Consider the following 13,445-nt stretch of genomic DNA (forward strand, 5'->3'; position numbering starts at 1 on the left):
CGCCGAAGCCCCCGCTCTGCGACCAGAGCGGGGGCTTCGGCGTTCACGAGGCCGTGCGACCTACTTCGCCTCGGCCTTCTGCAGCTCGGCGAGCTCCTCGTCGGACTCACGGCCCGGCGTCGGAAGGTTGAACTTGGTGATCGCGAAGCGGAACACCACGTAGTAGACCGCCGCGAAGCACAGGCCGACCAGGGCGAGACCCCACGGGTTGGACGCGATGCCCAGGTTGAGGAAGAAGTCCACGGCACCGGCCGAGAAGCCGAATCCGTCCCTCATGCCGAGCGCCCAGGTCAGCGCCATGGAGACACCGGTCAGCACCGCGTGGACCGCGTACAGCACCGGCGCGATGAACATGAAGGTGAACTCGATCGGCTCGGTCACACCGGTCACGAACGAGGTCAGGGCGAGGGAGAACATCATGCCGCCGACGACCTTGCGGCGCTCGGGACGGGCGCAGTGGACGATCGCGAGGCACGCGGCCGGGAGGGCGAACATCATGATCGGGAAGAAGCCGGTCATGAACTGTCCGGCGGTCGGGTCACCGGCCAGGAATCGGGCGATGTCGCCGCTCTTGCCCTCGTACGTGCCGGCCTGGAACCACGGGAAGGAGTTCAGCAGGTGGTGCATGCCGACCGGGATCAGCGCGCGGTTGGCGACACCGAAGATGCCCGCGCCCACGGCGCCGGAGCCGACGAGCCACTCACCGAGGTTGTGCAGGCCGGCACCGAGCCAGGGCCAGATCAGGCCGAAGAGGATGCCGATGACGAGACCGGCGAAGGCCGAAAGGATCGGGACGAGACGGCGGCCGCCGAAGAAGCCGGCCCAGTCGGGCAGCTTGGTGCGGTAGAACCGCTGGTAGAGCAACGCCACCACGATGCCCATGACGACGCCGCCGAGGACCTTGGCGTCGACCGCCTGCTCCACCATGACGATCTTGCCGTCGACGATGGCTTCCTTCTTCGGCAGGCTGCTGTCCGTGAAGGTGCCCAGCACGTTCTTGAAGACCAGGTAACCGGCGACGGCAGCAAGCGCCGTCGAACCGTCCGACTTCTTCGCGAACCCGATCGCGATACCGACGGCGAACAGCAGCGCCATGTTGTCGAGGAGCGCGCCGCCGCCGGCGGCCATGTAGCCGGCGATCTTGTTGATGAAGTCCGGGAAGGACTCCCTGCCGAGCATGTCGGGCTGGCCGAAGCGCACCAGGAGCGCGGCGGCGGGCAGCACGGCGACGGGCAGCATCAGGCTGCGGCCGATGCGCTGCATGACAGCCATCGCACCCGCGCCCATCTTCTTCTTGTCCGCCTCGGGGGCGGCGCTGGCCGTGGACATCAACTTCCTCCTGTGGGCAAGGCGCCGCCGGAGGACATGACTACGGGGGAGGGCGGCGTCTCAAGGGGAATGCGGCCTGTGGTCTGGACCGCATGGTCTACACCATTGAGTGGTGTAGACCTGTTGTAGCACGGTGAGGGATAGATAAGGAACCTGCGAATTTTCCGGACCGGGTAACGATCCGGACAACGCGCACGAAGACCCTCGGACCGTCACGGTCCGAGGGTCTGCTCACCAGCCCGTACGGGCAGGAAGGGCGCCTACTTCGTCGCGTCCCGCTCCAGCGCCTCCTGGACCTCCTCCGGCTCCCGCCCAGGCGTAGGAATGTTGAAGAAAGTGATCGTCAGCCGGAAGACGACGTAATAGACCACCGCGAAACACGCGCCGATCGGCAGGATCAGCCAGGGCTTCGTCCCCAGGTGCCAGTTCACGATGTAGTCGATCAGGCCCGCCGAGAAGCTGAACCCCGCGTGCGCCCCCAGCCCCCAGGTGATCGCCAGCGAGGCGCCGGTCAGCAGCGCGTGCAGCCCGTACAGCAGGGGCGCCACGAACATGAACGAAAACTCGATCGGCTCGGTCACCCCGGTCACGAAGGACGTCAGGGCGACCGAGAACATCAGGCCCCCCACCCGCTTGCGGTGCTCGGGGCGCGCGCAGTGGGTGATGGCCAGGGCCGCCGCCGGGAGGCCGAACATCATGATCGGGAAGAAGCCGGACATGAACAGGCCGGCGTCGGGGTCACCCGCGAAGAAGCGGGTCAGGTCCCCCTGCACCACCTGGCCCTCCGCGCCCTGGTACTCGCCCGCCTGGAACCAGAAGAAGGTGTTCAGGAACTGGTGCATGCCGATCGGGATCAGCAGCCGGTTCGCGAGGCCGAAGATTCCCGCACCCCAGGCGCCCAGATCGATCAGGCTCTTCGAGAAGGCCGTCAGCGCGTCGCCGACCGGGTCCCAGAGCAGGCCGAAGAGGACGCCCAGCACGCAGCACAGGAACGCCATGATGATCGGGACCAGCCGGCGGCCGTTGAAGAAGCCGAGCCAGTCGACGAGCTTGGTGCGGTGGTAGCGCTGCCAGACCACGGCGGTCAGCAGCCCGATCAGGATGCCGCCCAGCACGCCCGGGTTCTGCGGGGTGCCTTCCGGCAGCTCCGGGGTCACCGTGCCGTCCACCGGGAACGCCCTGAGCACGTTGTAGTAGACGAGGAAGCCGGCGACCGCCGCCAGCGCGGTCGAACCGTCCGACTTCTTGGCGAACCCGATCGCGACCCCGATGCAGAAGAGAAGAGGCAGCCCCAGGCTGCCGTCGAGGATGCCACCCCCGCCCAGGATCAGTACGTCCGACGCCCTGTCCCAGAACGGACCGTCGAGATACGCCTCGAACAGCCGGCCGAGGCTGACGAGCAGACCCGCCGCGGGCAGGACGGCGACCGGGAGCTGGAGGCTGCGGCCGATCTTCTGGAGTCCCTGGAAGAGGCCGTTCCACCACTTCTTCCGCGGTGCGGCCGCGCTCTCGGAACTCATCGGGGGTCCTCCCGGAGCATGCCTGGTTTGGCAGGTGTTGCAGACTGGTGTAGACCAGTCGCGGTACGGTCCTGGGGCCCGGTCGCACGACAGGGTGCCGGGTGATCGTCATCTTTCGGTACAAGACGGTTACTCGCTCGTGAAGATGGGCCAACCGTGCGTTACCGTGAAAAACCCGACCCACGGTAGGCCGGGGCGGCAGCCCGCGGCGGTGGGCCCAAGCAGCGCTCAACGCTCCGAACGCAGGGAGAAAGATATGGCCAGCAAGGCTGAGAAGATCGTCGCCGGGCTCGGCGGAATCGACAACATCGAGGAGATCGAGGGCTGCATCACCCGTTTGCGGACCGAGGTCGCCGACCCCGCCCTCGTCGACGAGGCCGCGCTCAAGGCCGCCGGCGCCCACGGAGTCGTCAAAATGGGCACCGCCATCCAGGTCGTCATCGGAACCGACGCCGACCCCATCGCCGCCGACATCGAAGACATGATGTGAGCTGACCCTCACACCACCCCGGCACCAACGAGGGGCCTGAATCCGGCCGACCGGACAGGCCCCTCACCCATCTGCCGATAGGCTCGGCACCATGTCTCGAATCGACGGCCGCACCCCCGAACAGCTCCGCCCCGTCACCATCGAACGCGGATGGAGCAAGCACGCCGAGGGCTCCGTCCTCATCTCCTTCGGAGACACCAAGGTCTTCTGCACCGCATCCTTCACCGAAGGCGTCCCCCGCTGGCGCAAAGGCAGCGGCGAAGGCTGGGTCACCTCCGAGTACTCGATGCTGCCCCGCTCCACCAACACCCGCGGCGACCGCGAATCCGTACGCGGCAAGATCGGCGGCCGCACCCACGAGATCAGCCGCCTCATCGGCCGCTCCCTGCGCGCCGTCATCGACTACAAGGCCCTCGGCGAGAACACCGTCGTCCTCGACTGCGACGTCCTCCAGGCCGACGGCGGCACCCGCACCGCCGCCATCACCGGCGCATACGTCGCCCTCGCCGACGCCGTGGCCTGGGCCCAGGCCAAGAAACTCGTCAAGGCCAACCGGCAGCCCCTCACCGGCACCGTCGCCGCCGTCAGCGTCGGCATCGTCGACGGCACCCCCCTCCTCGACCTCTGCTACGAGGAAGACGTACGCGCCGAGACCGACATGAACGTCGTCTGCACCGGCGACGGCCGCTTCGTCGAGGTCCAGGGCACCGCCGAGGCCGAGCCCTTCGACCGCAAAGAGCTCAACGCCCTCCTCGACCTCGCCACCGGCGGCTGCGCCGACCTCGCCGCCCTCCAGACCGAGGCCCTCGGCCGCACCGCAGAGTAAAGAAGCAACCGAAAACGCCTGCAAGGGCGTCGTTGTACACACGGGCGCACGGGCCGAACCGTGCGCCCGTCCGTAACCGAGGAGGACCGTACCGAATGTCTGCGCGCCGCCGCACCGCACTCACCATTGCCGCCGCTGCCCTGATCCTGCCAGCCACCGTCGGCTGCAGCGCCCTCGACAAGGCGCTCGAGTGCGTCGAGACTGCCGACGCCATTGCCACCAGCGTCAACAAGCTCCAGGAAGCCGTCTCCACCGCCACCGAGGACCCCACCCAGGCCCGCGAAGCGCTCGACGACATAGACCGCGAACTCGACAGCCTCGGCGACAAGTCCGACAACGCCGATCTCAGCAAGGCCGTCGACGACCTCGGCGCCGGCGTCGACAGCGTCCGCAAGTCCATCGAGAACGGCGACGCCACCCCCGACATCAGCCCCGTCACCAACGCGGCCACCGAGATCGGCAAGGTCTGCACCCCCGGATAATCGGGCCCATGACCCGACTGATCCTCGCCACCCGCAACGCCGGAAAGATCACCGAACTCAGGGCCATCCTCGCCGACGCCGGTCTCACCCACGACCTCGTCGGCGCGGACGCCTACCCGGAGATCCCCGACGTCAAGGAAACCGGCGTCACCTTCGCCGAGAACGCCCTCCTCAAGGCCCACGCCCTCGCCAGGGCCACCGGCCTGCCCGCCGTCGCCGACGACTCCGGCCTCTGCGTCGACGTCCTCGGCGGCGCGCCCGGCATCTTCTCCGCCCGCTGGGCCGGCCGACACGGCGACGACCGGGCCAACCTCGACCTGCTGCTCGCGCAACTCCTCGACATCGACAGCCCGCACCGCGGCGCCCACTTCAGGTGCGCGGCCGCCCTCGCGCTCCCGGACGGCACGGAACGCGTCGTGGAAGGCCGCCTGACGGGCACCCTCCGCCGCTCCCCGCACGGCTCGAACGGCTTCGGCTACGACCCGATCCTCCAGCCCGACGGCGAGTCGCGCACCTGCGCGGAACTGACCCCGGCGGAGAAGAACGCCATCAGCCACCGCGGCAAGGCGTTCCGGGCGCTGGTCCCGGTGGTGAGGGAACTGCTGGGCTGACTCAAAGGGAACGGCCTGCGAATCGGGGCTTCAATTCGCAGGCCGTCCGAGGTGCGGCGGAAGGGATTCGAACCCTCAAGCCTTGTCACAGGCCACAGATCCTAAGTCTGCTGTGTCGCCATTGCACCACCGCCGCTAGCTGCCTGTCATGCTACCGGGACGGGTGCCGGGCTCGTGAAAGCGGCCCGTCATGGACGGCCGCCCGGCTCCGCCCCGGCACCATGTTCTGGTGACCGCATGGCAGTCGGGGCGCAGCAGTCGAAGATTCTGCCGTCGGTCGTCTCCGGGATCGCCGTTGATGTGATCGACCTCGAGCGTCATCGGCCTGTCACGCCAGACCGGCCCCGTGCCGCACTGGGCGCAACGCTCCGAGAACGTCGAGACCGAGGGCGCGAAGCACCTGGCACATGTTGGCCGATTCCCGGACAGCGGCTTCGAGCAACTCGTGGCTGCATCGATGTCCTTCGCGCTCGAAGTGCGATGTGGGGATGCCGAGTCTGCGTAGCCGCTCCCGCAGATACGCCCTGCGTGCCCTGTTCTCCGGATCCACCCCCAGCTTCACCAGCGCCTCACTCGGCGTCCGCGACGAGCTCGCTGCTTCGGCCGGCCGCTCCCGGGTGTACCGACTCGCCGGCGTCGTCTCCTCCGTCCCGCCCGCGTGTTCGCGGTCTCGTACGGAGCACGAACCGACTATCGGACAGTTGCGTCCGGGAAGTGGAATGGCCCGCCCCACTTGCGGAGCGAGCCATTCGTGACATGCGCGGGGTCGGCGGTAGGCCGGGCGGTCAGATGGCGAGGTCCTTGATGATCTTGGCGACGTGGCCGGTCGCCTTGACGTTGTACAGGGCGCGCTCGACCTTGCCGTCCTCGTCGACGACGACCGTGGAGCGGATCACACCGGTCACCGTCTTGCCGTAGAGCTTCTTCTCCCCGAAGGCGCCGTACGCGGTGAGGACCTCCTTGGAGGGATCGCCGACGAGCGTGACCTTCAGGTCCTCCTTGTCGCGGAACTTGGCCAGCTTCTCCGGCTTGTCCGGCGACACGCCGATGACGTCGTAGCCGGCGCCGGCCAGCAGCTCGAGGTTGTCGGTGAAGTCGCACGCCTGCTTGGTGCAGCCAGGGGTGAGGGCGGCGGGGTAGAAGTACACGATCACCTTGCGGCCCTTGTGGTCGGCGAGGGAGACCTCGTTGCCGTCGGCGTCGGGCAGGGTGAAGGCGGGGGCGGTGTCGCCGGGCTGGAGTCGCTCGCTCATGGTTCTCCTCGGTGGACTGCGGTGCACTCGGTCGGTCTCGGGTGTACGGCGTCGAGCGTAATGGGGGTGCCGCCGGGTGCGGTCGGGGCTCAGCTGACAGACTGTCGACGAAGGACTACCGGACACGACCACGGAGGCAGCGCGGTGTCGGATGCCAGGACCCCTGCGCAGATCGAGGCGGACATCGTCCGCAGGCGCGAGCAGCTCGCGGAGACGCTCGACGAGATCGGTGTGCGGATGCACCCGAAGACGGTCATGGGTGATGCGAAGGCCAAGGTCGCCTCGACCGTGGACCGGACGGCGGGGCGCGCGTTCGTCGCGGTGAACCGGACCCTTTCCGACGTGAAGGAGAAGTTCGTGGCCGAGGACGGGTCGCCGAGGCTGGAGCGGCTGGTGCCGGTGGCGCTGGTGGCGGTCGGTGTGGTGGGCCTGCTCGCGATGTCGGCGCGCAGGCGCCGTTCGTGACCCTGCGGCCTCCCGGAGGCGGCCCAGCGGGTAGGTTCGTCGTGTGAGCGCCAACAGTCATGAGCACAGCCCCCGGCACGACAAGCTGCCCATCCGGATGCTGCACGACCGGGTCCTGGTGAGGACCGACATTCCGGAGGGCGAGCGGCGTTCCAGCGGCGGCATCGTGATCCCGGCGACCGCGGCGGTGGGCCGGCGGCTGGCCTGGGCCGAGGTGGTCGCGGTCGGGCAGAGCGTGCGGACGGTGGAGCCGGGGGACCGGGTGCTGTACGACCCCGAGGACCGGGCGGAGGTCGAGGTGCGGGGCGTGGCGTACCTGCTGATGCGGGAGCGGGATCTGCACGCGGTGGCGGCGGACCGTTTCCAGGGGTCGGTGGATTCCACGGGGCTGTACCTGTAGCAGCGGGCGTGAGGGCTGGTGGCCTGGGTCACCGGCCCTTTGCGCTGCCCGGGGTCGGGTGGCTTGCTACGTTGGAGGGACCCCGACGAGACGCGCCGTACCGGGTAGGAAAAGACGACGCACCCCGTTGTCGTTCGCGTGTTCCGCGTCTCGGAGGTGCCGTCATGGCCTGGGTCCTGCTTGTTGTCGCCGGTCTGCTCGAGGTGGGCTGGTCGGTCGGCATGAAGTTCACCGAGGGGTTCACGCGGCTGTGGCCGAGTGTGTTCACGGGTGCCGGGATCGTCGCGAGCATGCTGCTGCTGTCGTATGCGGCGAAGTCCCTGCCGATCGGTACGGCCTACGGTGTGTGGGTCGGGATCGGGGCGGCGGGTGCGGCCGTGGTCGGCATGGCGGCGTTGAACGAGCCGGTGACCGCCGCCCGCATCTTCTTCGTCTGTCTGCTGCTGGTCGCGGTGGTCGGCCTGAAGGCGACCTCGGGTCACTGAGCCCGGCCGGCCGGGAGGGCGAGGTCCGCGGGCGTGGGTGATGCCGCCGGCGGTGGTGCGGCGGTGGGCCCGGCCACGCCGGTGCCGGGCCCGGCCGGTGCGGCGTCGGCCGGGGGCCCGCCGGGTGGGGTTCCGGTGGCGCCGGGGTTCCGGCTGGTGCCGGGCCGTCCGCCGCCGGATCCGTACGGGCCGCGGTCGCCGCCTTCGTCGGTCTGCTCGCCCGGGTCGCGGGGCCGGTAGACCTCCTCGGGGTCGCCGGAGCCGCCCGGGTCGTTCGGGTCGCGCGGGTCGTTCGGGTCGCGCGGGTCGTTCGGGTCCCGCCGCTCCGGGGGCGGATCGTCGGCGCCGGGTACCAGCCGCAGTTCGAAGTCCCGGACCTCGGAGCCTTCGAGGGCGGCGGCGGTGTACTGCCCCCAGATCTCGGCGGGTGCGCCGCCGCCGTTGATGCGCGACATGCCGAGTGCCCCGTAGAGCGATGTCTGGGAGCCGGTCTTGGGGTTCTGGCCCATGACGGCGACGACGGTGGCGAGTTCCGGGGTGTACCCGGCGAACCAGGCGGCTCTGTCCTCCTCGGCGGTGCCGGTCTTGCCTGCGGCGGGCCGGCCGGCCGACTGGGCGGCGGAGCCGGTGCCGCCGTCGACGACGCCGCGCAGGACATGGGTGGTGGTGTCGGCGGCCTCGCGGCTGACGGCCTGCACGGTGCTGGTCTCGGGGATCGCGACGTCGACGCCGTTCTTGGTGATCTTCTCGACGAGCGTGTACGGGGTGTGCCTGCCGTGGTCGGCGAGGCTGGCGTACGCGCCCGTCATGTCGAGGACGCTGGCGGTGGACGGCCCGAGGGCGATGGACGGGGAGGGGCTCAGGTCCGGGGTGGTGCTGGGCAGGCCGAGGGCGATGGCGGTGCTCATGACGCGGGCGGGGCCGACGTCGACGGCCATCTGCGCGAAGACGGCGTTGACGGAGTTGTCGGCGGCCTCGCGGACGGTGATCGGGCCGTACGAGACGTCGTCCTCGTTCTCGGGCGCGTAGCGGGGGCCGTTCCAGCCCTGGACGGGGCGTTGGCTGTCGCCGACGTAGAGGGCGTTGGGGGTGATGGGCCGGCCTTCCCGGGTGGTGGAGCGGTTCTCGAAGGCGGAGGCGAGGACGAACGGCTTGAAGGTGGAGCCGACCTGGTAGTCGCGCCGGGTGGCGTTGTTGACGTACTGCTGGGTGTAGTCGATGCCGCCGTACATGGCGACGACCTTGCCGGTGCCCGGTTCGATGGAGGCGCCGCCGACGCGGACGTCGCGGTCGGCCTCGCGTTCGCTGTCGAGTTTCGACATCACCCGGTCGTCGACGGCGGCTGAGAGGGCGTCCTGTTTGGGCCGCTGGAGCGTCGTGGTGATGCGGTAGCCGCCGGTGGCCAGGGTCTGCTCGTCGAGGATGCCGCGGGCGGCGAGGTGGTCCTCGACTGCCTGGACGATGTAGCCGCCCTGCCCGGACAGCCCGCTGGAGGGCTTCGCCTGACGGGGTGTGGGGAACGTCAGGGCCTCGCGGCCCTCGCGGCTGAGCCACTTCTCCTTCACCATGCCGCCGAGGACGTAGTTCCAGCGGGCGATCGCCGCTTCCTTCTTCTCGGGGTGGGTGGCGACGTCGTAGGAGTTGGGCGCGTTGAGGAGCCCGGCGAGGTAGGCGCCTTCCGCCACGTCGAGGTCCTCGACGTCCTTGCCGTAGTAGGCGTGGGCGGCGGCCTGGATGCCGTAGGCGTTGCGGCCGAAGTAGCTGGTGTTGAGGTAGCCCTCGAGGATTTCTCTCTTGCTCTGGTTGCGGCCGAGTTTGATGGCGATGAAGAACTCCTTCACCTTGCGGGTGACGGTCTGTTCCTGGCCGAGGTAGTAGTTCTTGACGTACTGCTGGGTGATGGTGGAGCCGGACTGCTTGCCTTTGCCGGTGACGGTGTTCCAGGCGGCGCGGACCATGGCCTGTGGGTCGATGGGGGGCTCGCTGTAGAAGTCGCGGTCCTCTGCGGCGAGTACGGTCTGCTGGACGTCGAGCGGGACCTTGTCGAGGGAGACGTTCTCGCGGTTGATGTCGCCGTCGCGGGCGATGTGGGTGCCGTCGGCGTAGAGGTAGACGTTGGTCTGGGCGGTGGCTGCGGCGTTGGCGGGCGGGATGTCGACGAGCAGGTATCCGGTGACGAGCGCGCCGATGACGAGCAGCGATGCGACGAGCAGGCTGCCGACGGTGACGCGCCAGGTGGGGACGGCGCGGCGCCAGCCGGTGCGCCGGGGGCGGCGTTTGCGGGTCTTCTTCGCTCCTGCCGTCGCCGTGGCTCCGGCGGGGGTCGCCTCTGTGGCGGCGTCGGGAGGCCCGCCGTCGCCGGATCCCGTGTCCGCTTCGGTGTCGTCGTCCGGGTGGGTGCCGGGGGGCTCGGGGGCAGGGTCCGTGTCGGGGCTCGTGTCGGTGCCCGGGGCCGCGGGGGAGGCGGCGGGGGAGCCGGAGGCCGGGTCGGTGTCGCGTTCCTGGTCGGCCGCGGGTCTGCTCCCGGAGGTCGGGGCCTTGTCGGCGGCCTCGGGTTCCCCGCCCGTGTCCGTATCAGGGGCGCTGCCCTTGCCCTTGCCCTTGCCCTTGCCCTCGTCCTTGCGCTTGTGCCTGTCCCTGCCCTCGTCCTTGCGGTTGCGCTTGTCCTTGTCCTTGTCGGACGGGTCGGCTGCCGTCGCGTCCCGGGGTGTCCAGCCCTGCTGCTGCGGCTCGTCGCTCATGAGCCCCATACTGCACTTTTTCTCCCCTTATCCCCCGTATTCGGGCCCTTCCGGCGCCGGAAAACCCCTCGCGGTGGCCAGTCGCGGTGGGCTAGCGTCGTGCGCTTTGGTGCCCGAGCGGTCGCGTGGAGGGGAGTGGTCGTGCGGCTCTACGCGGTCGTCGCGGCGGGTGGGTTCCGGCGCTATGCGACGTATCGGGTGGCGACGGCGGCAGGGGTGTTCACCAACACCGTCTTCGGCTTCATCCTGGCGTACACGTACATGGCCTTGTGGGACGAGCGTCCACAGCTCGGCGGATACGACCAGTCCCAGGCGCTCACCTATGTGTGGCTCGGCCAGGCGCTGCTGATGACCTGCGCCATGATGGGCGGCGGCTTCGAGGACGAGTTGGTCGAGCGCATCCGCACCGGTGACATCGCCGTCGACCTCTACCGTCCGGCCGACCTCCAACTGTGGTGGCTGGCCGGTGACCTGGGTCGGGCGGCCTTTCACCTGCTGGGACGCGGCATTGTGCCGATGGTGCTCGGCGCGCTGGCCTTCGATCTGGTGCTGCCCGCCTCGCCGTTGACGTGGCTGGCGTTCCTGGTGTCGGTGGCGCTGGGCGTGGTGGTGAGCTTCGCGGTGCGGTTCCTGGTTGCGCTGTCGGCGTTCTGGCTGATGGACGGCGCCGGGGTGATGCAGATGTGCTGGCTTGCCGGTCTGTTCTTCTCCGGGATGCTGCTGCCGCTGAACTTGTTCCCCGGGCTGCTCGGCGAGGTGGCGAGAGCCCTGCCGTGGTCGTCGCTGCTGCAGGTCCCGGCCGACGTCTTCCTCGGTACGTACACGGGCTCCGGCCTGCTCCGGGCGTACGCCTTCCAGGGCGGCTGGGCGCTGGCGCTGCTGGCCGCCGGGCGGATGCTCCAGTCGGTGGCGATGCGCCGGGTGGTGGTCCAGGGTGGCTGACGCGCTCAGGGCGTACGGGCTGATCGTCGCGATGTGGGTACGCTCCACGATGGCGTACCGGGCGTCGTTCGCGATGACGGCCCTCGGGAACTTCGCGGCCACCGGCCTGGACTTCGTCGCGATCCTGCTGATGTTCTCGCACGTCGACGCGTTGGGCGGCTACACGCTGCCGGAGATCGCGTTCCTCTACGGCACCACCAGCACGGCCTTCGGTCTCGCCGACCTGGTGATGGGGTCGATGGACCGGCTGGGGCGCCGGGTACGGGACGGGACGCTCGACACGCTTCTCGTACGGCCGGTGCCGGTGCTCGCACAGGTCGCCGCCGACCGGTTCGCGCTGCGCCGCCTCGGGCGGATCACCCAGGGCATGCTGGTGCTCACGTACGCGCTGGTGAGCCTCGACGTCGAATGGACGGTGGCGAAGGTGGCGATGATGCCGCTGATGCTGCTCTGCGGTGGTGCGATCTTCGCGTCGGTGTTCGTGGCGGGCGCGGCGTTCCAGTTCTTCGCGCAGGACGCCGCCGAGGTGCAGAGCTCGTTCACGTACGGCGGGAACACCCTGCTCCAGTACCCGCCGTCGATCTTCGCGAAGGACCTGGTGCGCGGTGTGACGTTCGTCGTCCCGCTCGCCTTCGTCAACTGGGTGCCGTCGATGTACGTACTGGGCCGCGACGACCCGATCGGCCTGCCCGGCTGGTTCGCGCTGCTGCCGCCCGTCGTCGCCGCGGGCTGCCTCGGGCTCGCCGGACTGGCCTGGCGGATCGGGCTCCGTTCGTACCGCAGCACCGGAAACTGAGCACGAGGACGGGCGGGAGGATGGGCAGGGAGACGAGCACGAGGGCGAGAGCGAGGACGGGCACGGGCACGGGCACGGGCACGAGGACGACGGGCGAGGGGCGAGGGGCGAGGGCACAGTGGACTTCATCGAACTCGACGGCGTCGAGAAGGTTTTCGACGTACGGCGCAGGACGGGCCGTTGGCGCAGGGAGAGGCACCAGGTGCGGGCCGTGGACGGGATGAGCTTCACCGTCCCGCGCGGTGAGATGGTCGGCTACATCGGCCCGAACGGCGCCGGCAAGTCCACCACCATCAAGATGCTGACCGGCATCCTCACCCCCAGCGGCGGCCGGCTCCGGGTCGCGGGTATCGACCCCTCGAAGGAGCGGACACGGCTCGCGCAGCGGATCGGTGTGGTCTTCGGGCAGCGCACGACGCTCTGGTGGGACCTGCCGCTGCGCGACTCGTACCGGCTGATGCACCGTATGTACCGCATTCCCGACCCGGTGTTCCGGCAGAACTTGGACCGCTGCGTCGAACTGCTCGACCTGGCCGAGCTGTTGAACGTGCCGGTGCGTCAGCTGTCGCTGGGGCAGCGGATGCGCGGCGACATCGCGGCCGCGCTGCTGCACGATCCGGAGGTGCTGTACCTCGACGAGCCCACGATCGGGCTCGACGTGATCTCCAAGGCCAAGGTCCGTGGGTTTCTGCGCGAACTGAACGCGGAGCGCGGTACGACGGTCCTGCTGACCACGCACGACCTGACCGACATCGAGCAGCTGTGCAAGCGCGTGATGGTCATCGACCACGGGCGGCTCATGTACGACGGGGCGCTCGCCGGGCTGCACGAGGTCGCAGAGAGCGAGCGGACTCTGGTGGTGGACCTGGAGCGGGAGCTGCCGCCCATCGAGGTGGAGTCGGCGCGGACGCTGAGGGTGGAGGGCCCGCGGCAGTGGCTGGCGTTCCCCGCCTCGGCGTCGGCGGCGCCGCTGGTGGCGGCGCTGGCACAACGGTACCCGCTGGTGGACCTGTCGGTGCGGGAGCCGGACATCGAAGCCGTGATCGCGAAGATGTACGCGGAGCGCTCAGCCGGGCCGGCTCGCCTGCCCGGCTGAGCGTGTGAC

General features: G+C 69.6%; 15 protein-coding genes, 1 tRNA gene and 1 riboswitch. Of the genes, 10 read left to right on the top strand and 6 right to left on the bottom strand.

Annotation, left to right across the window (positions count from 1 at the left end; translation table 11 throughout):
- Positions 1-60: 60 nt before the first annotated feature.
- Together AB0903_RS10135 and AB0903_RS10140 are read right to left on the bottom strand one after the other, a co-directional pair.
- On the bottom strand, positions 61-1,329 hold the full coding sequence (locus AB0903_RS10135; protein WP_366700946.1) for a PTS transporter subunit EIIC: 1,269 nt from the start codon (positions 1,327-1,329) through the stop codon (positions 61-63).
- A 260-nt stretch (positions 1,330-1,589) separates the two neighbouring features.
- Entirely contained in the window at positions 1,590-2,849 is a 1,260-nt protein-coding gene (locus tag AB0903_RS10140) for a PTS transporter subunit EIIC (protein WP_366700948.1), read from the bottom strand.
- Between the two features lie 145 nt (positions 2,850-2,994).
- Here AB0903_RS10140 and AB0903_RS10145 point away from each other — a divergent pair, with 145 nt between their 5' ends.
- The 4 genes from AB0903_RS10145 (at position 2,995) to rdgB (ending at position 5,258) form a co-directional block, all read left to right on the top strand.
- The gene (locus AB0903_RS10145; protein WP_366701178.1) at positions 2,995-3,339 is read left to right on the top strand and encodes a PTS glucose/sucrose transporter subunit IIB; all 345 of its coding nucleotides are present in this window, start codon (positions 2,995-2,997) and stop codon (positions 3,337-3,339) included.
- 91 nt (positions 3,340-3,430) lie between these two features.
- Complete coding sequence (gene rph, locus AB0903_RS10150) at positions 3,431-4,165, top strand: ribonuclease PH (protein WP_366700950.1); 735 nt, start codon at positions 3,431-3,433, stop codon at positions 4,163-4,165.
- 95 nt (positions 4,166-4,260) lie between these two features.
- Entirely contained in the window at positions 4,261-4,647 is a 387-nt protein-coding gene (locus AB0903_RS10155; protein ID WP_366700952.1) for a hypothetical protein, read from the top strand.
- 8 nt (positions 4,648-4,655) lie between these two features.
- Positions 4,656-5,258: an RdgB/HAM1 family non-canonical purine NTP pyrophosphatase gene (gene rdgB / locus AB0903_RS10160; protein ID WP_366700954.1), complete on the top strand. Its 603-nt coding sequence runs from the start codon at positions 4,656-4,658 to the stop codon at positions 5,256-5,258.
- Positions 5,259-5,310: 52 nt separating this feature from the next.
- Here the strand turns inward: rdgB and AB0903_RS10165 are convergent.
- From AB0903_RS10165 to bcp, 3 genes are all read right to left on the bottom strand, one after another.
- Positions 5,311-5,394, bottom strand: a tRNA-Leu gene (locus AB0903_RS10165).
- Positions 5,395-5,586: 192 nt separating this feature from the next.
- Complete coding sequence (locus AB0903_RS10170; protein ID WP_366700956.1) at positions 5,587-5,820, bottom strand: hypothetical protein; 234 nt, start codon at positions 5,818-5,820, stop codon at positions 5,587-5,589.
- 223 nt (positions 5,821-6,043) lie between these two features.
- The gene (gene bcp / locus AB0903_RS10175) at positions 6,044-6,511 is read right to left on the bottom strand and encodes a thioredoxin-dependent thiol peroxidase (protein ID WP_366700958.1); all 468 of its coding nucleotides are present in this window, start codon (positions 6,509-6,511) and stop codon (positions 6,044-6,046) included.
- 144 nt (positions 6,512-6,655) lie between these two features.
- On the opposite strand from bcp, the gene AB0903_RS10180 reads away from it, so the two are divergent.
- The 3 genes from AB0903_RS10180 to AB0903_RS10190 all read left to right on the top strand — a co-directional run bounded on the left by AB0903_RS10180 (position 6,656) and on the right by AB0903_RS10190 (position 7,861).
- Positions 6,656-6,976 carry a DUF3618 domain-containing protein gene (locus AB0903_RS10180; protein ID WP_366700960.1) on the top strand — a complete coding sequence of 107 codons (321 nt, stop codon included), beginning with the start codon at positions 6,656-6,658 and terminating at the stop codon, positions 6,974-6,976.
- A gap of 43 nt (positions 6,977-7,019) precedes the next feature.
- Entirely contained in the window at positions 7,020-7,376 is a 357-nt protein-coding gene (locus tag AB0903_RS10185; protein ID WP_366700962.1) for a co-chaperone GroES, read from the top strand.
- A 57-nt stretch (positions 7,377-7,433) separates the two neighbouring features.
- Positions 7,434-7,500, top strand: a riboswitch (guanidine-III (ykkC-III) riboswitch).
- A 40-nt stretch (positions 7,501-7,540) separates the two neighbouring features.
- Positions 7,541-7,861, top strand: coding sequence for a multidrug efflux SMR transporter (locus AB0903_RS10190; RefSeq protein ID WP_366700964.1), 321 nt, complete (start codon positions 7,541-7,543; stop codon positions 7,859-7,861).
- Here AB0903_RS10190 and AB0903_RS10195 read toward each other — a convergent pair.
- Entirely contained in the window at positions 7,855-10,602 is a 2,748-nt protein-coding gene (locus AB0903_RS10195) for a transglycosylase domain-containing protein (protein WP_366700966.1), read from the bottom strand. The genes AB0903_RS10190 and AB0903_RS10195 overlap by 7 nt on opposite strands.
- 141 nt (positions 10,603-10,743) lie before the next feature.
- On the opposite strand from AB0903_RS10195, the gene AB0903_RS10200 reads away from it, so the two are divergent.
- The 3 genes from AB0903_RS10200 to AB0903_RS10210 all read left to right on the top strand — a co-directional run bounded on the left by AB0903_RS10200 (position 10,744) and on the right by AB0903_RS10210 (position 13,436).
- Positions 10,744-11,544, top strand: coding sequence for an ABC-2 family transporter protein (locus tag AB0903_RS10200; RefSeq protein ID WP_366700968.1), 801 nt, complete (start codon positions 10,744-10,746; stop codon positions 11,542-11,544).
- Positions 11,537-12,340, top strand: coding sequence for an ABC transporter permease (locus AB0903_RS10205; RefSeq protein WP_366700970.1), 804 nt, complete (start codon positions 11,537-11,539; stop codon positions 12,338-12,340). The genes AB0903_RS10200 and AB0903_RS10205 overlap by 8 nt, the downstream gene beginning before the upstream one ends.
- Positions 12,341-12,458: 118 nt before the next feature.
- Positions 12,459-13,436, top strand: a complete 978-nt coding sequence (locus tag AB0903_RS10210) for an ATP-binding cassette domain-containing protein (RefSeq protein ID WP_366700972.1) — start codon at positions 12,459-12,461, stop codon at positions 13,434-13,436.
- The last annotated feature ends 9 nt before the right edge of the window (positions 13,437-13,445 follow it).

The sequence above is a fragment of the Streptomyces sp. NPDC048389 genome (assembly GCF_040706335.1).
Lineage (GTDB): Bacteria > Actinomycetota > Actinomycetes > Streptomycetales > Streptomycetaceae > Streptomyces.

What these genes read in the sequence shown, in the direction of transcription:
- AB0903_RS10135 (WP_366700946.1), bottom strand. Translation starts at nt 1,329, where the DNA reads ATGTCCACGGCCAGCGCCGCCCCCGAGGCGGACAAGAAGAAGATGGGC.
- AB0903_RS10145 (WP_366701178.1), top strand. Translation starts at nt 2,995, where the DNA reads ATGGGCCAACCGTGCGTTACCGTGAAAAACCCGACCCACGGTAGGCCG.
- rdgB (WP_366700954.1), top strand. Translation starts at nt 4,656, where the DNA reads ATGACCCGACTGATCCTCGCCACCCGCAACGCCGGAAAGATCACCGAA.
- AB0903_RS10140 (WP_366700948.1), bottom strand. Translation starts at nt 2,849, where the DNA reads ATGAGTTCCGAGAGCGCGGCCGCACCGCGGAAGAAGTGGTGGAACGGC.
- rph (WP_366700950.1), top strand. Translation starts at nt 3,431, where the DNA reads ATGTCTCGAATCGACGGCCGCACCCCCGAACAGCTCCGCCCCGTCACC.
- AB0903_RS10155 (WP_366700952.1), top strand. Translation starts at nt 4,261, where the DNA reads ATGTCTGCGCGCCGCCGCACCGCACTCACCATTGCCGCCGCTGCCCTG.
- AB0903_RS10195 (WP_366700966.1), bottom strand. Translation starts at nt 10,602, where the DNA reads ATGAGCGACGAGCCGCAGCAGCAGGGCTGGACACCCCGGGACGCGACG.
- AB0903_RS10190 (WP_366700964.1), top strand. Translation starts at nt 7,541, where the DNA reads ATGGCCTGGGTCCTGCTTGTTGTCGCCGGTCTGCTCGAGGTGGGCTGG.
- bcp (WP_366700958.1), bottom strand. Translation starts at nt 6,511, where the DNA reads ATGAGCGAGCGACTCCAGCCCGGCGACACCGCCCCCGCCTTCACCCTG.